Origin of the sequence: Lentzea sp. NBRC 102530, from assembly GCF_030269365.1 — a bacterium.
Classification (GTDB): domain Bacteria; phylum Actinomycetota; class Actinomycetes; order Mycobacteriales; family Pseudonocardiaceae; genus Lentzea.
In genome coordinates, this window is sequence record NZ_BSTF01000005.1 from 169,694 (window position 1) to 186,286 (window position 16,593).

The following is a 16,593-nucleotide window of genomic DNA, read 5'->3' on the forward strand; positions in this document are numbered from 1 at the left end:
AACGCTGTGCATTCGGGACTTTTATGACCCTGATGAGTGGTCCCAAACGACGCGGCGGCGAACGATAATGGCCTCCGCTGCCGAAGTAGGGACCGACGAGATGGAAAGTTCCGACCTGCTGGCCTCACTGGTCAACGAGGCCGTCGCGGGTGACAGGCCTGCGGTCGAACGACTGCTGGCCTCCGTGCGACCGCTCGTGGCGCGGTACTGCCGTGCGCGCGTAGGGCACAATGAACGTGCGTACGCGTCGGCTGACGACGTGGCGCAGGAGGTGTGCCTGGCCGTGCTGACGGCCCTGCCCACCTACCGTGAACAGGGAAGACCGTTCCTGGCGTTCGTCTACGGCATCGCCGCGCACAAGGTCGCCGACGCGCACCGGGTGTCCGCGCGCAACCGCTCCGAGCCCGTAGCGGAGGTGCCGGACGGGCCGTCGCTCACGATCGACCCCGAGGAGAACGCGCTGCTCGGGTCGTTGTCGGTGCGCCTGGGGCAGCTGCTGCGGCTGTTGCCGGACAAGCAGCGGGAGATCCTGCTGCTGCGCGTCGTGGTCGGGCTGACGGCGGAGGAGACCGCTGAGGCGATCGGCTCGACACCGGGTGCCGTGCGGGTGGCCCAGCACCGCGCCCTGGCCAAGCTGCGGACGTCCGTGGGGGTCGAGGAGCTGATTTGACCGGCGCCTTCTACGACGGCCTGTCCGGGACGTACCACCTGATGTTCCCGGACTGGGACGCGTCGATGGCCCGGCAGGCGGCGCAGCTCGCGGAGTTCGTTCCGGCGGGCGCGCGCGTTCTGGACTGTGCGTGTGGCATCGGCACCCAGGCGATCGGTCTGGCGTTGCGCGGCTATGAGGTCGTGGGTGCCGATCTGAGCCCTAGGGCGGCCTCTAGGGCCGTTGTGGAGGCGTCTGCGCGTGGCGTCACGGTGCCCGCGTTCGCCGCGGACATGCGTGCGCTGCCGTTCGCGGATGGCTCCTTCGACGTGGTGCTGGCGGCGGACAACGCGTTACCCCATCTGCTGACAGCCGGTGATGTGCTCCTGGCGCTGCGTGAAATGCGCCGGGTGCTGAGGCCCGGTGGTCGGATCATCCTCTCTACGCGCGACTACGACGCGATCCGCGTGGACCGTCCGTTGGCGACGCCTCCGGCCATTGGGCCGGGTCGTGTCGTGTGGTTCCAGCTCTGGCATTGGGACGGCGATCAGTACGAGTTGGAGATGTTCCGGCTCGACGAGGCGGACTCGTGGCGGGTCGATGTGGGCAAGGCACGGTATTGGGCGATTACTCGTCATGAAATCACCGCATTGGCGGAACGAGCGGGTTTCGGTTACGTGGAGTGGTTGCTCCACGCCTATTGCCAGCCGCTTCTCGTTGCTCTGAACGGGTGACGTTTGAAAGTTCTCCCTACTTTCCGCATAAGGAGTGACGCGTCGCACGTCTCCTCCACGGGACGTCGACGAGGGGAACCTTCGAATGGAGAGTTCAGCGTTATCCGCGGAACTGGTCAGCCTGGCTGTGCGGGGCGAGCGCAGGGCCGTTGACCAGCTACTTCGCTACCTGCGCCCGCTGGTGGTGAAGTACTGTCGCGCACGTGTGGGTCGTTCCGCGACAACTGCGGACGACGTCGCGCAGGAGGTCTGCCTGGCCGTGCTGACGGCTCTCCCGAACTATCGGGAGCAAGGGCGACCGTTCCTCGCGTTCGTCTACGGCATCGCCGCCCACAAGGTCGCCGACGCGCACCGGTCGCTGGCTCGTAACCGTGCGGAACCGGTGGCGGAGGTTCCCGACCAAGTCGTGCGGGGCGCCGGACCGGAGGAGTTCGTCCTCCAGGACGAGCTGAACGGCACGCTCGGGCAGCTGCTGCACCTGCTGCCGGACAAGCAGCGCGAGATCCTCGTGCTGCGCGTCGTGGTGGGTCTGTCCGCAGAGGAGACCGCGGACGCCGTGGGGTCGACGCCGGGTGCGGTACGCGTCGCGCAGCACCGTGCGCTCGGTCGCCTTCGCAAGGAAATCGCGTCGTTAGTTGTCCCGATCGGGTGACATTCGTTTGCATTTGTGACGAGTCGTAGCGGTTGCGTGGGGAGAACGCACCCAAACGACATACCTAGAGGGCAGGAAGACGCCGACATAGGGACGCAGGGGGCATGGGAAGTTCGGACTCAGCGCTTGCCGCCGACCGGCTGCGCATCGACGGGGTGCTGGTGCAGCACTTCCGCGAGTCGGGGCTGACCGGTGCTCGCTGGGACCAGTTCCACCGTCAGCTTCTCGGGCACGGACTCACGATCGTTACGAAGCTCGTGCGGTCCGGTGCCATCTTCTCCCGCTCCGGGCGGAACGGCCGGTACCTGCAGAAGCAGGACATCGCGCCGCAGGAGGCCGAGGAACTGGCGAGCGACGCCGTGTACGAGGGGTTCGTGTACTTCCGCGACCGGGGACTGCTCGGGCGCGAATGGTCCGTTGAGCACGGCCAGCCGTTGAACGAGTACTTCGTCAACGCGTGCGTGCTCGCGTTTCCCAACGTCTACCGGCGTTGGCAGACGCGAGCGCACGGCTGGCAGGACGTACGGCTCGTGGACACCCTTGCTTCCCTCGAACACGTGCAGGCCGAAGGAACCCCTGAGGACGCGGTCATCGAACAGCAGATCGCGAACGCCGCGTTCGCCGCGCTGAGCGAGGACAGCAGGCGGTTGCTCTTCCTTTCTGACCAGGGCTACTCGCATGCGGAGATCGGTGAGTTGATGCGACTCACCCCGCGCGCGGTCGAAGGACGGATCCGGCGCGCGCGCCTTGCCGTGCGCCGGCGTCCAGAAGAGGAACGGTGATCTGCGTGGAGTTCACACCCGGCCTGCATCGCAAGGTGCCCGCGGAAGCCGTGCAGGGCTCGTCCGTCGGTGGGCCGGTCTCCGCCTCCAGGGGCACGCTCGACGCGTTGGTCGAGCGGACCACCGTCGCGCCCGAGGAGCCGGTCGACCCGCCGGCGCCCTCCTACTACTCGGGTCGCCAGCAGTCGGCCGACGAGCACGTCGCGCGGGCCGTCGCCGGTGACCGCGCGGCCGTCGAACGGCTGTTGGGCACCATCAGGCCGTTGGTCGTGCGGTACTGCCGCGCGCGCGTTGGGTCGTTCGCGTCGGCTGATGACGTTGCGCAGGACGTCTGTCTGGCGGTGCTGACCTCGCTGTCGTCGTACCGCGATCAGGGGCGTCCGTTCCTCGCGTTCGTCTACGGGATCGCGGCGCACAAGGTGGCGGACTCGTTCCGCAGCTTCTCGCGCAACCGCGCCGAGGCCGTGCCGGAGCTGCCGGAGTCGATGGACACGGCGGCCGGGCCCGAGCAGCGGGCGATGCAGGGAGAACTGTCGGAGCAGATGGCTACGCTGCTGAAGGTGCTGCCGGAGAAGCAGCGCGAGATCGTGGTCCTGCGGGTGATGGTGGGGTTGTCGGCGGAGGAGACGGCCGAGGCGGTCGGCTCCACGCCCGGTGCCGTGCGGGTGGCTCAGCACCGGGCGCTCACGAGACTGCGCAAAGAACTCAGTGCCGCCAGCGAGTGATGTTGGCGATGCCCTGGGGGCTCGCGTCCTTGTACCGCTCGATCTCGCCACGCCGGACGTCCGCGATGGTGCCCGCCAGCTCCTGGCCGAACGCCTCGGCGAGCACGGCGTCCTTCTCGAACTCGTCGACGGCCTCCTTCAACGACGTGGGCAGGCGCCCGACGGTGCCGAGCAGGGCCGGGTCGACGTTGAGGCCCTCGGGTAGTTCGGCCTGCGTGGCGATGCCGTCGAGGCCTGCCGCGATCACGCCCGCGACGACCAGGTAGGGGTTCGCGGTGAGGTCGAAGCACTTGATCTCGAGGTTGTCCCTGATGAGGCGCAGTGCCGTCTCGCGGTTCTCCTCGCCCCACGCCACGAACGGCGCGGCCCAGGTGTTCGGCACGAGCCTGAGGTAGCTCGCGAGAGAGGGGCAGCCGATCGCGCACAACGCGCGGAGGTGGGTGAGCACGCCCGCGCTGAACTGCTTCGCCTCGTCCTGGAAGCCGTCGAAGAGGTTGGTGCCGTCGCGCCAGAGGCTGAGGTGCAGGTGGCCGCCGTTGCCGACGCCGCCGTTGACGACCTTCGGCGAGAACGACGGGCGCATGCCGTGCCGGATCGTGACGGCGCGGATCGTCTCCTTGACCAGGACGGCGGTGTCCGCGGCGTGCACCGGGTCCTCGGGGGCCGTGGAGACCTCGAACTGGCCGGGGGCGTACTCGGGGTGGAACTGGAGGACCTCGACGTTCTGCTGGTCGAGGGCGTTGAGGAGGTCGACGGAGTAGTCGGAGAGCTCGACCTGGCGGGCGTGGCCGTACGCGCCGCCGCTGGTCGCGGGCACCCAGTCGTCGGTTCCCTGCTTGCCCGCGCACCACTCGATCTCGAAGCCGGCCTTCGCCGTGAGGCCGTGCTCGGCGAGCCTCCGCACGGCCTTGCGCGCCTGCAGCCGTTGGTCCATCGGGTACGGGACGCCGTTCTGGAAGTGGCGGTCGGCGGGGGCCCAGGCCCAGCCCGGCTGGCCCGCGAGCGGCGTGAGGCGGTCGAGGTCGGGGTGCAGCCGGAGGTCGCCGACCGGGCCACCCGCGAACCGGCCCTGGATGATCCAGTCGTCGAAGAGGAACACGTCGAACACCGGTGAAGCGCCCACGCCGTGCGCGGCCGCGTGGGCGAGCCTGCGCAGGGGCACCGACTTGGTGCGGGTGATGCCGCTGTTGTCGACCCAGGTGAGGGCCACGACGCTCACGTCCCGCGCGTGGAGCCCGTCGAAGAGCTCGGTCGCCCGCTCGAACCGCTGGTCCCGTTCCGCAGAGTCCACGATCCTAAGGTTATGGGCATCTTGCCGTTCGTCGCCGAACTCGGGCTGATCGACCACCACTGTCATGGTGTGTTGCGCGCGGACAGCACACGGCTGGAGTTCGAGTCGTTGTTGTTGGAGGCCGACGAGGTCTCTCCGCTGGGCGGGTCGTTCTTCGACTCGGCGCTCGGGTTCGCGGTGCGGCGGTGGTGTGCGCCGTTGCTGGACCTGCCCCGGCACGCCTCCGCCGACGCGTACCTCGAACGGCGGAACTCGCTGCACATCGCCGAGGTGTCGCGGACGTTCCTGATGGCGTCGGGGATCCACACGTTCCTGGTGGACGGCGGGTTCCGGCCCGAGTTGCTGCTGTCCGGGGCGGAACTGGCCGGGCTGGGCGGGGGAGTGGCGCACTCGATCGTGCGGCTGGAGGCGGTGGCCGAGTGCTTGCGGCCCGACGTGTCCGCGGCCGGTTTCCTGGACGCGGTGCGGGCCGAGCTGGCTTCCGGGGCGTTCGTCGGGGCCAAGTCCGTTGCGGCTTACCGGATCGGGCTCGGGTTGCCCGGGGTTCGGCCGTCCGACGCCGAGGCCGTGTCGGCTTGTTCGTCGTGGACGTCAGGGCGGTTGGCGGACCCGGTGGTGATCGCCTGGCTGGCGTGGGAGGCGTTGGACGCCGGGCTGCCGTTGCAGTTCCACGTCGGGTACGGCGACTCGGACATCGACCTGCACTTGTGCGATCCGTCGTTGCTGACGCCGTTCCTGCGTGCGACCGCGTCTCTCGGTGTGCCGGTGTTGTTGTTGCACAACTACCCGTTCCATCGGCAGGCCGGGTACCTCGCGCAGGTGTTCCCGCACGTGTTCTGCGACCTCGGGCTGGCCACGCACGGGCTGGGGCATCAAGCGTCGCGGGTGTTCGCGGAGGCGTTGGAGATCGTGCCGTACGGCAAGTTCCTCTTCTCCTCCGACGCGTTCGCGCTGCCCGAGTTGTACTACCTCGGCGCGTTGCTGTTCCGGCGCGCGTTGTCAGACTTCTTGGCCGATGGGCTGCGTACGGACGCGTTCTTGGAAGAGGACGCTCACCGGATAGCGCGTCTCATCGCGTCGGAGAACGCAGCGCGCGTGTACAAACTGTAGGATTCGCTTCGAACTGGCGTTCGAGGAGGGTGTTCATGGGTCGCAGTGCGAACCTGCCACGCGGCCTGGTCGATCGATACCGTGCGCGCGACGGTGTGTGGCCCGACGACACGGGCTGCCGGATGTTGCACGTGGACATGGACGCCTTCTACGCGTCGGTCGAAATCCGCGAACGTCCCGAACTCGAGTCCGTGCCCGTGGTCGTCGGCGGTGTCGGCGGACGGGGTGTCGTCTGCTCCGCGAACTACCTGGCCCGCACCTTCGGCGTCCGTTCCGCGATGCCCACGGCCCACGCCCGCCGCCTGGCACCGCACGCCGTGTACCTGCCGCCGCAGTTCGACCTCTACCAGGAGGTCTCGCGGGGCGTGATGGCGATCTTCCGCGACATCACCCCGCTGGTGGAGCCGCTGTCGCTGGACGAGGCCTTCCTGGACGTGGGCGGTGCTCTTCGCCGGCTGGGCCTGACGCCGGGGGGCGTGGGCGAGTTGATCAGATCGCGCGTGTTCGCCGACCACGGCGTGACCTGCTCCGTGGGCGTGGCGTCGACGAAGTTCCTGGCGAAGCTCGCCTCGGGCATGTGCAAGCCCGACGGCATGATGGTCGTGCCTTCCACTGCTGCTTTGGAGTTCCTCCACCCCCTGCCGGTCTCCGCCCTGTGGGGTGTGGGCGCGAAAACCGCCGCACGCCTGGAGGAACTGGGCCTGGACACCGTCGCGGACGTGGCGGCGATGCCTCTTCCCCGCCTGCGCCGCAAGGTGGGCGTGGCCCTGGCCGAACACCTCTACGCCCTCGCGTCCGGCGTGGACAACCGCTCCGTGGTCCCCGTCTCGCGCGAGAAGTCGATCGGCGCCGAGGAGACCTTCGAGATCGACGTCACCGACCGCTCCCTGCTGCGCCGAGAACTCCTCCGCCTCGCCGAACGCTCAGCGGGTTCTCTGCGAGCCAAGGGTTTGCACGGCCGAACCGTCTCCATCAAGGTCCGCTTCGCCGACTTCACCACCATCACCCGCTCCCGCACCCTCCCGGTGGCCACCGACGTGACCCAGGAGGTCTACCGGGTGGCCGCCGAACTCCTGGACACCCAGACCCCGCCCGGAGCCATCCGCCTGATCGGCGTCCGAATAGAGGGTCTTGACAACGCGGACTCGGCCCAGCAACTGATCTTCGACGCTCCGGAGCGAGGCTGGCGAGAAGCCGAGCAAGCCGCCGACCAGGCCCGTTCCCGCTTCGGCTCGCTGGCCGTCCGGCCGGCCTCCCTGCTCAGCGACAGTCCGGAAAGGACAGCCGAGTTCGAGCCGAAGCCGGAATGATCGCAACCTGTCCACAACCCCGCAGTTGTCCACAACCTCCGCTCGCGGCGCACCACCCGGCGCTTCCCTGCCCCAAGCTGAACCCATGCGCCACCCCATCGACCTGGAAAACCTGGGCACCCTCTTCCTGCACCGAGTGGCCCCGGTGGCAGCCCTGCTCCACATAGGACTGTCCGCGTCCCTGATCGACCAACGCTCCCGCCCGGGCGGCCCGTGGCAACGCCTGTTCCCGAGCATGATCCTGCTCTCCAGAGCGGGCCCCTCCAGGGAACAGCTGGTCCAAGCAGCCCTCCTCTACACGGGGGAGGGGGCGATGCTGACCGCCAACGACGCCCTCTACCTGCACGGCATGAGATCAGCCCTGCCCACCGCAGAAGCCATCCACGTCCTGGCCCCACGCCACTCGACGGCCTGCGGCTACGCCACCCTGCGCCTGGAACGGACAGACCGCCTGCCCAAACCGGCCCTCAGAAGGGGCTTCCACGTGGCGCCGCTGGAACGAGCGGCGGTGGACGCGATCCGCCGAACCCGCTCCATCCCCACCACCAAAGCAATCCTCGAGGAGGTGACGCACTACGTGGGCGTGCAGGCCCTACGAGCAGAACTGGCCATGGCCCCGCGCAAGGGCACCACCCTGGCCCGCAAGCTGCTGGGCGAATCCCCGGCCCGCCAGCTGGAGCTGGCCGTGATGGACCGCCGCCCCCACATCCCGCAAACCCGAACCCCGCAACCCGTCAGCTGACCGGGCAGGCCGCACCAACCGCGCAACCTCCGCCTGCCAGCCCAAGCCAGGCACCCAAGCATTCCGGGGCCCGCACGCCCAACACCCCGCCGCCCAACGCAGACCTGCCCTCAACGCCGCACGCTCAAGCCAGGCCTCAGACGACCCAACCCCGCGGCCGAGCGGGCGTCACGCCCAACGAGCCCGTCGACGCCGCTTCAAGCGCCCCAAGCATTCCGGGGCCTGCATGCCCAACGCCCAACTGCCCACGCGCCCCCGAGCCCCGAGCCCCAACCCCCGGACCCCGAGCCACAACCCCGAGCCACAACCCCGAGGAGCCGCCCTACCGAGCAGGCGCCTTCACCCCGCGCCCCTTGGCCATCTCAGTGATGGCCTTCCCCCGAACGCTCAAGAACGACAACCGAGGATCCTCGAAGTAGTCCCAAGGCCCGGCGTCCACCACCGCGCCCAAAGCCCGGAACTGCCCCACAGCCTCCTCGAACCGCCTCAACTGCATCAGCCCGAAGATCGCGTACCCCCGGTCGTGCCGGAGCGCGTACGTGTCAGCCCCCTCGTCCGCCAACCGATCCAGCAGTGCGTCCAGCGACCGCACGACCGAAGGGTCCTTCCACATGTTCGTCTCGGAGTTGTCAGCTTCGTAAGCCGCCTGCAACGGCAGCCCGAGGAACTTCGGCGACTTGGCCGCGGCCTCCAGCGCGAACTCCAACGCCAGGGCGTCGGACCCGAACCACTTGCGGCACCAGTACTGCAGTGCCTGCCCGTGGGCCGAGTAGTGCAGCGGGTCGCGCGCCACGAGTTCGGCCCAGAGGGCGCGGAACTCGTCGTTCTCCACCTGCAGGCCGCGGCCGAGGGTCAGCAGCGTGTTCCACGGCGTGGGGTCGTCGGGCAGGACCGAGGTGGCGATGGAGGCCGCCTCGCGGGCCTCGAACAGGACGCGGTGGAAGCCGTCGAACTGTTCGCGGGTGGTCTCGGAGGCGCGGGCGCTGCCGCGGATCTCCCACGCCAGCGCCACGAGGGCGCGGGAGTGCACGACGATCCAGTGCGGGTCGCCGGGGCGGGCCTCGATCCAGGCCTGCATCCAGGCGTCGTCCTTGGCGGCGAGGTCGGCCAGGGCCCAGACGACGCGGTCGCGGCGGTCCCAGTCGCCCTCGGTGGCGGCGACGAGGTCGGCCGCGTTCTCCCAGTTGCCGGCTCGGACGTCGTCCTTCACGGCGGCGAGGGCCAGGTCGGCCAGCGGGGAGGTGGTGCTCACCTCGTCGTCGGGGACCAGGCCGTAGCGCTCGGGGTGGGTCTTGGGCAGGACGAACGAGGCCACGACGTCATCGGGGAGTTCGTCGAGTTCGACGCCGCGGCGCTTCGCCTCGCGCATGAGGCGGAAGACGCGGACGAGTTCCTTGGGCTTGAAGAGGAGCGAGAGCACCACGGGATTTCTCCTGAAACAGAACGAAAGCGGAGCGAACGGGCTCAGCGCGCGGGGCGGTAGTCGGGGGCCACCCCGGCGGTGGCGAGGGCGGCGCGCAGAGCTGAGGTGTCGCCGTGGTCGGCGACCGCGGCGTCCAGGTGGTCGGCCATGTCGAAGTCGTGAGAGGAGGTGACGAACGTGGTTCGTCCCAGCCAGTCGAGTTGCCAGCGGGCGAGGCCCGCGTCGGAGAAGGCCAGCGCCACCAACGCCGACAGCTCCGGTAGCACCTCGCCGCGGGCCATCTCGCGCCGGGCGCGGGCGCCTGCCTCGCGGTCGCCCGGCACGTGAGTGCCGAGGTCGGCCAGGTGGCCCGCGTCCAGGGCGTCGAGGACGGTGGTGAGTGACGGTGCCTTGCCGGTCAGCTCGGCCGTCCTCTCCAGCAGGCGCTGGGTGCCGCGGACGACTCGGGCGCGGGCGCCGATGTGGCCGAGCGTGGCCCAGTCGACGCGTTCCTTCGAGGCGGCGTCGGCGACCAGGGTGGTGAGGACGGCGGCGTCGAGCAACGGCATCGGGTCGGCGAGCAGGTCGAGCGCAGGGCGGTCGCCCCAGCCCGACTCCGGTTCGAGGGCCATCGCCTCGATGGCGTTGATGCGGTCCTTCAGCGGCGGGTGAGAGTCGTACGGGCCGCGGTCGGGGTCGTGCGGGTCCTGGCGGATCTCCTCCAGCCCCTCGTGGAGTTCGGGGGCGGTGCGCAGGCGGGCGAAGCCGTCGAAGAACGTCGTGGGCAGGTACCCGAGTTCCCATGCGACGGTCAGGTGCCGCTCGGTGAAGAGGTTCCACGCGGCGTCGATCACCGGCAGTTCGCGCAGTGCGGACGCGGCGGCGGACGAGCCCGCGAGGGTGGCGGAGAAGCGGTCGGCGGCGAACTCCTGGCGCCGGCTGATGGCCTGCGAGACGCGGAGGTAGAGCTTGGCGTAACCGCGGAACAGCTTCGCGATCATGCGCTGGAACCACTTCTCGGTGTTCATGTGGGAACCGGCGCGCAGCATCGCGTCACGGCCGGAGACCACCACGCCGGCCAGGCGCGTGTCCTTGTTGGCGTAGTGCCCGAGCTCGTGGGCGAGCACGGCGATGAGTTGCTTCTCGGTCAAGGAGGTGAGCAGCGGGGCACCGATGAACATGCGGCGCTTCAGCACGCGCAGGCCCAGGAAGCGGGTGTCCTCGGAGACACCGGCGTTCACCGCGGCGAGAATCCTGATCTCGTCCGGCGGGCGGGTGCCGACCTCGGCGGACAGCCGGCGCACCAGGTCCCAGAGACCGGGCTGGTCCTCGGGTGTGACGAGGAGGCCGGGCACCTCGGCGCGCACGCGGCGGTCGAGCGACACCAGGCCCTTGCCGATGGCGAACACCACGGGCACGACGAACAACGCCAGCTTCAGCCCGACGAACGGTCGTTCGACCAGGGCGAAGGTCTCCAGCGCCAGCAGGCCTCCGATCAGACCGAAGGCGAGGACGTAGAAACCGACCAGCAGCGCCACCGAGACGGCAGCACGAAACGAAACACGCATGAGTAGAGCGACCTTCCCCCAAGCCCCCGGTGCCGCCCCCAGATGACGGCAGCACGAAGTGTGCACGAAAGCACGGTCACGACTCAATCCCGAAAAGGCGGTTGAGCCCGAACGAAGTGGAGGTGTCAACCAGCCGATCGGCCAGACCTCGTACCGCTGCGGGATGACATCCCCGCACGGGGCTCCGGCCTTCAGGCGGAGGTGGGTGACGCTCGGTGTCCCTACGGTCACTGGTGCAACACCTCATCGAGCACTGGAGGTACCAGTGAGAGCAGGACAGCGAGGTGCCCGCAGGGGGATCACCGCGCTCGCGCTGTCGGCGGGGCTCGTCACCGCGGGAACGACGGCGGGGACGGCGGCCGTCGCGCACGCGCAGGAGTCGCCGGGGCAAGGGGATCGCAGCGTCACGCTGATCACCGGCGATCGCGTGGAACTGGCGGGCGACCGCGTCGTGCGGGTCGTGCCGGGGCCGGGGCGGGGCAGGATCCCGGTGCGCACCTTCACGCGCGACGGGCATCAGAACGTGGTGCCGGCGGACGCGATCGCGTTGGTGGACAACGGAAAGCTCGACGCCCGATTGTTCGACGTGACGTTGCTGGCGGACTTCGGCTACGACGACGCGCGGCGTGGCGGCGTTCCTCTGATCGTGCGGCCGGCGGCGGGCGCGCGATCGGGTGTGACGGCGTTGGCGGCCCAGGAAGTGGTCGCGGGCCTGGTGACGGGTGTGGCCGAGAAGTCGGGCAGCGCCTGGGAGTCGCTGCGCGGTGGCGCGGTGGAGAAGGTGTGGCTCGACGGCATCCGCCAGGTGTCGCTCGACCGCAGCACCAAGCAGATCGGTGCGCCGCAGGCGTGGCAGGCAGGTGTCACGGGCAAGGGCGTGAAGGTCGCGGTGCTCGACACGGGCGTCGACGAGACGCACCCGGACCTGCAGGGCACGCAGGTCGCCGAGAAGAACTTCACCGACTCGCCGGACAACACCGACGAGGTCGGGCACGGCACGCACGTCGCGTCGACCATCGCCAGCAGGGGCGAGCAGTACCGCGGTGTCGCGCCGGACGCGGAGATCCTCGACGGCAAGGTCTGCCATCCCGGTGGGTGCCCGGACTCGGCGATCCTCGCGGGCATGCAGTGGGCGGCGGATCAGGGCGCGCAGGTCGTCAACATGAGCCTGGGCGGCGGTGACACGCCGGAGATCGACCCGATCGAGGAGGCGCTCAACCGGATCTCCCGGGACAGCGGCGTGCTGTTCGTCGTCGCGGCGGGCAACTCCGGGCGTCCGGAGACGATCGGGTCGCCCGGCAGCGCCGAGTCCGCGCTGACCGTGGGCGCGGTGGACCGCAACGACGCCATCGCGTCGTTCTCGAGCCGTGGCCCGGCCGCGGACGGCGCGGTGAAGCCGGACGTGACGGCGCCCGGCGTCGGCATCGTGGCGGCCGAGGCGGGGACGCGGGGGCACGTCGCGATGGACGGCACGTCGATGGCGACGCCGCACGTCGCGGGTGTCGTCGCGCTGCTCAAGCAGCAGCACCCCGACTGGTCCGGTCCGCGGCTCAAGGCGACGATCATGGCTTCCGCCAGGGCGAACCCGTCGCTGACGGCGTTCGACCAGGGCGCCGGTCGGGTCGACGTGCCGAAGATGCTGGCGCAGCAGGTGGTCGCCGAGCCGGCGAACATCAACTTCGGGGTGCGGCAGTGGCCGCACGAGGACGACGAGAAGGTCGTCCGCGAGGTCACCTATCGCAACCCCGGGACCGAGGCCGTCACGCTCGACCTGAGCGCGGACGTCAAGGGACCGGACGGCAAGCCCGCTCCCGCGGGTCTGTTCACGGTGTTCCCGGCCAAGATCACGGTGCCTGCCGGTGGCGAGGCCAAGGCCACGATCACCGCGGACACCAGGGTCAACGCGGCGGACGGCGCCTACAGCGGCGCGGTCGTCGCGTCGAACGGCCTGCGCACGCTGGTGAGCGTCAACCGGGAGGTCGAGAGCTACGACACCGCGGTCGCGGTGCTCGGCGCCGACGGCAACCCGGCCGAGAACCAGAGCACGGTGTTCGTCAACGCCCAGACCGGCAAGGGTTATCCGGGGACGGGCAAGAACGTCCGGTTGCCCAAGGGCGAGTACCTGGTGGACACCTCGGTGATCACCGCGGACTTCAAGGTCGCCTTCGTGGTGCAGCCGAAGTTCACCGTGAGCGGCAAGGGGTCGATCACGATCGACACGCGCCTGGCGAAGCCGGTCGCGCTCCGGACCCCGGACCCCGCCGCGCAGGGCATGATCGGCACGATCGGCTACAGCGCCCAGGTCGCGGGCAGGCCGTACGGCCACGGCTGGGCCTTCTTCGACGGCCTCGCGGGCCAGGCGAACACCGCCCAGATCGGACCGTCGCCGCAGGGCTTCTCGGCCACGATCGCCGAACAGGCCAAGGGCACCCCGCGCGACGACAGGACGCCGGTCAGCTACCGCATGATGTACACCGAGAAGAGCCTGCCGACCGGCTACGAACGCACCGCAGGGGCGAGCGAGCTCGCCGAGGTGAGGACGGGCTTCCGGCCGACTGGTGAGGGCCGTCAGCACGGCGTCGCCGTCATGCCGCACCCGGTCGACGGCAGCGGTGGCTTCGGCTGGTTCACCCCCGTCCCCGAGGGCGGTCACTCCGTCGACCTCGTCACGACCGCGACCGGAAAGTGGAGCTGGATCTACGATCGGGTCGGCCCGGACAACAACGCCGAGTACTCGACCGAGACGCCCAGCCGTTCCTTCAAGGCAGGCAAGAAGTACGAGCAGACCTTCGGCGCCGCGATCCTCGGCCCGTCGGTCCCGGAGGCGCCGCGCTCCGGCCTCGCCCGGCTGGAGGACCAGATCGCCGTGGTCGTCCCGCTCTTCACCGACAGCAACGGCGGTGCGGGCAGGGTGAACGGCGGCACGGCGAAGACCACGTTGTCCCGCAACGGTGTCAAGGTCGGTGAGGCGAACACGCCCACCGCCGTATTCGACGTACCGGGCGAGGAAGGCACCTACCGCGCGGAGGTGGAGCACGGCCGCGACGCCGAGGTGTCGACGAGGGTGAGCGGTGCCTGGACCTTCAAGTCCAAGCACACCAACGACATCACGCACCTGCCGCTCACCGTCGTGCGCTACCTGCCGAAGCTCGACGACGAGGACACCGCACGCGGCCGCGTGCAGGTCGTCCCGCTGAAGGTCGAGCAGGCGCAGAACACGCCGAAGGTCAAACGCCTCACCGTCGAGATCTCCTACGACGACGGCAAGACCTGGAAGCAGGCTCAGGTCGCCGGCGACAAGCTGGTCCTGCACCACCCGAGGAACGCGAAGTTCGCCTCGCTGCGCGCCAAGACCACGGACGCGGCCGGCAACACGGGTGAGACGACGATCATCCGGGCCTACAAGATCGCAAGCTGACCGCCGGAACCTGTCAGACCCGCTGAGTAGCATCGGATTCGGGGGGCCCAGCCTTCACCCCACAGGGCCTGGGAACCCCCGATTTCGAGCTTACTCAGCGGGTCTGACACTTTTCAGGCCCGCCGGTACTGCGCGGGAGACCCGACCGTTGCCGGGTCCTCGTAGCTCCCGGCCTTGCCCCGGTCGACGTGGAACGAGGTCAGCGTCGTCACCGGTGACGCGGCGTCGCGCCGGTCCCCGATCACCCTCATGTGCGTGGTGAACCGCTGAGGCGTCACCTCGTACACGTCGTAGCCGTACCTGTTGCCCTCGAAGTACTTCAGGTGCGGGTTCGCCACTCCCATCACCGGTCCGTTCACGGCGTTCCACTCCGGCGAGTAGGCGCCGGAGGTGACCGAGTGCGCGGTGAACTCGGTGCCGATCACGGGCGACGAGAGGTCGTCGAAGTCCGGGCGGATGTCGTCCACGAACGCCGAGTGCCAGTCGCCGGTCAGCACGACGAGGTCCTCCATGCCGGACGACGCCACGTGGCCGAGCACCTCGCGGCGTTCGGTCCGGAAGCCGTCCCACTGGTCGGTGAAGTAGTAGCCGCCGCCGGTGCGGGCGAGCTGCGACAGCATGATCGAGTTGATCCACACCTGCCACGCCTCGCGGGCGCCCGAAATGCCGTCGAGCAACCACTTCTTCTGCTGGGCGCCCAGAATCGTGCCGTCGGCCAGGTTCTGCGCGGACCGGTACTGCCGCAGGTCCAGAACGGTCAGGTCGACCAGGGAACCCCACTCGCGGCGCCGGTGGATCTGCGGTTCGAGCGCACTGCCGGAACGGATCGGCAGGTGTTCGTACCAGGCCTGGTAGGCGGCGGCGCGGCGCTTCACGAACGGTGCGGCACCCTCGGTGCCGCTGTAGTCGTTCACCACCTCGTGGTCGTCCCAGGTGAGGAACCACGGGTGTGCGGCGTGGGCGTCGCGCAACGACGCGTCGCCCTTGTAGAGCGCGTGGCGGCGCCGGTAGTCCGCAAGGGACAGCACGGCGGGGCCCTCGTGATCGCGCACGTGCTGGCCGCTGACCTGGCCGTGCTCGTAGATGTAATCGCCGAGGTGCACGACGAAGTCCACGTTCTCCGCGGCGATGCCGCGGTGTGCGGCGTAGAAGCCGTCGTGGAACGCCTGGCAGTTCGCCGTCGCGAACCGGACGCGCGACACCGCGCCGACGGGGGCCGTGCGGGTGCGCCCGACACGGGAACGCTTGCCCAGCGCCGAGAACTGGTAGTAGTAGGTGCGGCCGGGATGCAGGCCCGCGACCGGCACGTGCACGCTGTGCCCCAACAGGTTCGAGGCCGCGACCGTGCCGCGGGCGACCTTCGAACGCATCGTGCGGTCCAGCGCGACGGACCACTGCACCTCGACGATCTCGGGCAGCGGTTGCTCGAACGCCAGCGGTTCGGGAGCGAGGCGCGTCCACAGGATCACGCTGTCCGGCAACGGGTCCCCGGAGCCGACGCCGAGCGTGAACGGCGCGGGGTCCCACGACGCACCCAGGTCGAGCGCGGCCGCGTGGGCCTGCGCGGGGGACAGGCCCGCGGCCAGCGGCCACGCGGTGCCGAGAGCGCCGGCGGCGGCCGCGGCGCGCAGGAGATCACGTCGGTTCAGCATCAGCGGGCCTCCACGGTGAACGAGATGTTGTCCGCGTAGCCGTCGTTCGACGTGCCGCCACCGGATCGGGTCATCTGCAGGGTGACGACCGCCGTCTTGCTGCCCGGCGGCACCGTGCCGCCGAACGTCCGCTCCAGCAGGCCCGTGCGGCCCCCGCGCTCCTCGGCAGTGACCGGGCCGAGCACCACCAGACCGCGCGGTGTGCCGCCCGCGTCGAGGAACTCGACGGACAGCCGCGCGCCGTCCTGCTGCTCGGCGTAGCCGCCGAGCCACCCGGACACGGCGAACTGAGACGCCCGCCGCGGCAATGTCACGCTCTGTCGCAGCGTGCTCAGGGGCGTGTCGCCGCCGCCGAAGAACGACGACCCCCGCTGAGCCGGACCGGGATCACCGGGCCCCGGATACCCCTGGCCCGTGTCGTACCGCAGCACGATCGGGGCGCCCGCGACCACGAGCCAGCCGGTCAGGCCCTGCTCGGCGGCGCCGTTGACGATGAGTTCGGTCATGCGACCGATCCGAGCAAGCGGGGCCGTCCAGGACGGATCAGGAAGTCGAATC

14 protein-coding genes are annotated in these 16,593 nt (G+C 69.8%); 9 read left to right on the top strand and 5 right to left on the bottom strand.

Features of this window, described 5'->3' with window-relative positions; all coding sequences use genetic code 11:
* Positions 1-100 precede the first annotated feature (100 nt).
* The 5 genes from QSK25_RS15140 to QSK25_RS15160 all read left to right on the top strand — a co-directional run bounded on the left by QSK25_RS15140 (position 101) and on the right by QSK25_RS15160 (position 3,542).
* Positions 101-670: a sigma-70 family RNA polymerase sigma factor gene (locus QSK25_RS15140; protein ID WP_285638868.1), complete on the top strand. Its 570-nt coding sequence runs from the start codon at positions 101-103 to the stop codon at positions 668-670.
* Positions 667-1,383, top strand: coding sequence for a class I SAM-dependent methyltransferase (locus tag QSK25_RS15145; RefSeq protein WP_285638869.1), 717 nt, complete (start codon positions 667-669; stop codon positions 1,381-1,383). The genes QSK25_RS15140 and QSK25_RS15145 overlap by 4 nt, the downstream gene beginning before the upstream one ends.
* 85 nt (positions 1,384-1,468) lie before the next feature.
* Entirely contained in the window at positions 1,469-2,035 is a 567-nt protein-coding gene (locus tag QSK25_RS15150) for a sigma-70 family RNA polymerase sigma factor (protein WP_285638870.1), read from the top strand.
* Positions 2,036-2,139: 104 nt separating this feature from the next.
* Complete coding sequence (locus QSK25_RS15155) at positions 2,140-2,817, top strand: RNA polymerase sigma factor (protein ID WP_285638871.1); 678 nt, start codon at positions 2,140-2,142, stop codon at positions 2,815-2,817.
* 107 nt (positions 2,818-2,924) lie between these two features.
* A complete protein-coding gene (locus QSK25_RS15160) occupies positions 2,925-3,542 on the top strand; it encodes a sigma-70 family RNA polymerase sigma factor (RefSeq protein ID WP_502881860.1) in 618 nt (205 codons plus the stop codon).
* Here the strand turns inward: QSK25_RS15160 and QSK25_RS15165 are convergent.
* A complete protein-coding gene (locus QSK25_RS15165) occupies positions 3,523-4,833 on the bottom strand; it encodes a type I glutamate--ammonia ligase (protein ID WP_285638872.1) in 1,311 nt (436 codons plus the stop codon). The two genes, QSK25_RS15160 and QSK25_RS15165, sit on opposite strands and share 20 nt — an antisense overlap.
* 12 nt (positions 4,834-4,845) lie before the next feature.
* Between QSK25_RS15165 and QSK25_RS15170 the strand changes: the two genes are divergently transcribed.
* The 3 genes from QSK25_RS15170 to QSK25_RS15180 all read left to right on the top strand — a co-directional run bounded on the left by QSK25_RS15170 (position 4,846) and on the right by QSK25_RS15180 (position 7,995).
* Positions 4,846-5,943, top strand: coding sequence for an amidohydrolase family protein (locus tag QSK25_RS15170; protein WP_285638873.1), 1,098 nt, complete (start codon positions 4,846-4,848; stop codon positions 5,941-5,943).
* Between the two features lie 35 nt (positions 5,944-5,978).
* Positions 5,979-7,253, top strand: a complete 1,275-nt coding sequence (locus QSK25_RS15175; RefSeq protein WP_285638874.1) for a DNA polymerase IV — start codon at positions 5,979-5,981, stop codon at positions 7,251-7,253.
* Positions 7,254-7,338: 85 nt separating this feature from the next.
* Complete coding sequence (locus tag QSK25_RS15180; protein WP_285638875.1) at positions 7,339-7,995, top strand: hypothetical protein; 657 nt, start codon at positions 7,339-7,341, stop codon at positions 7,993-7,995.
* 322 nt (positions 7,996-8,317) lie between these two features.
* On the opposite strand, the gene QSK25_RS15185 is transcribed toward QSK25_RS15180, so the two are convergent.
* Positions 8,318-9,418, bottom strand: a complete 1,101-nt coding sequence (locus QSK25_RS15185; RefSeq protein ID WP_285638876.1) for a DUF4034 domain-containing protein — start codon at positions 9,416-9,418, stop codon at positions 8,318-8,320.
* Positions 9,419-9,459: 41 nt separating this feature from the next.
* On the bottom strand, positions 9,460-10,965 hold the full coding sequence (locus QSK25_RS15190; protein WP_285638877.1) for a M48 family metalloprotease: 1,506 nt from the start codon (positions 10,963-10,965) through the stop codon (positions 9,460-9,462).
* A gap of 265 nt (positions 10,966-11,230) precedes the next feature.
* Here QSK25_RS15190 and QSK25_RS15195 point away from each other — a divergent pair, with 265 nt between their 5' ends.
* The gene (locus QSK25_RS15195; RefSeq protein WP_285638878.1) at positions 11,231-14,383 is read left to right on the top strand and encodes a S8 family peptidase; all 3,153 of its coding nucleotides are present in this window, start codon (positions 11,231-11,233) and stop codon (positions 14,381-14,383) included.
* 113 nt (positions 14,384-14,496) lie between these two features.
* Here QSK25_RS15195 and QSK25_RS15200 read toward each other — a convergent pair whose 3' ends face one another.
* Both QSK25_RS15200 and QSK25_RS15205 read right to left on the bottom strand, forming a co-directional pair.
* The gene (locus tag QSK25_RS15200) at positions 14,497-16,035 is read right to left on the bottom strand and encodes an alkaline phosphatase D family protein (protein ID WP_285638879.1); all 1,539 of its coding nucleotides are present in this window, start codon (positions 16,033-16,035) and stop codon (positions 14,497-14,499) included.
* On the bottom strand, positions 16,035-16,541 hold the full coding sequence (locus QSK25_RS15205; RefSeq protein ID WP_285638880.1) for a hypothetical protein: 507 nt from the start codon (positions 16,539-16,541) through the stop codon (positions 16,035-16,037). Before QSK25_RS15205 ends, QSK25_RS15200 begins: the two co-directional genes overlap by 1 nt.
* Positions 16,542-16,593 lie beyond the last annotated feature (52 nt).

Bases quoted from the DNA above. Each gene is read 5' to 3' on its own strand.
- QSK25_RS15200 (WP_285638879.1), bottom strand. From the start codon at position 16,035: ATGCTGAACCGACGTGATCTCCTGCGCGCCGCGGCCGCCGCCGGCGCT.
- QSK25_RS15175 (WP_285638874.1), top strand. From the start codon at position 5,979: ATGGGTCGCAGTGCGAACCTGCCACGCGGCCTGGTCGATCGATACCGT.
- QSK25_RS15205 (WP_285638880.1), bottom strand. From the start codon at position 16,541: ATGACCGAACTCATCGTCAACGGCGCCGCCGAGCAGGGCCTGACCGGC.
- QSK25_RS15155 (WP_285638871.1), top strand. From the start codon at position 2,140: ATGGGAAGTTCGGACTCAGCGCTTGCCGCCGACCGGCTGCGCATCGAC.
- QSK25_RS15150 (WP_285638870.1), top strand. From the start codon at position 1,469: ATGGAGAGTTCAGCGTTATCCGCGGAACTGGTCAGCCTGGCTGTGCGG.
- QSK25_RS15170 (WP_285638873.1), top strand. From the start codon at position 4,846: ATGGGCATCTTGCCGTTCGTCGCCGAACTCGGGCTGATCGACCACCAC.
- QSK25_RS15140 (WP_285638868.1), top strand. From the start codon at position 101: ATGGAAAGTTCCGACCTGCTGGCCTCACTGGTCAACGAGGCCGTCGCG.
- QSK25_RS15190 (WP_285638877.1), bottom strand. From the start codon at position 10,965: ATGCGTGTTTCGTTTCGTGCTGCCGTCTCGGTGGCGCTGCTGGTCGGT.
- QSK25_RS15180 (WP_285638875.1), top strand. From the start codon at position 7,339: ATGCGCCACCCCATCGACCTGGAAAACCTGGGCACCCTCTTCCTGCAC.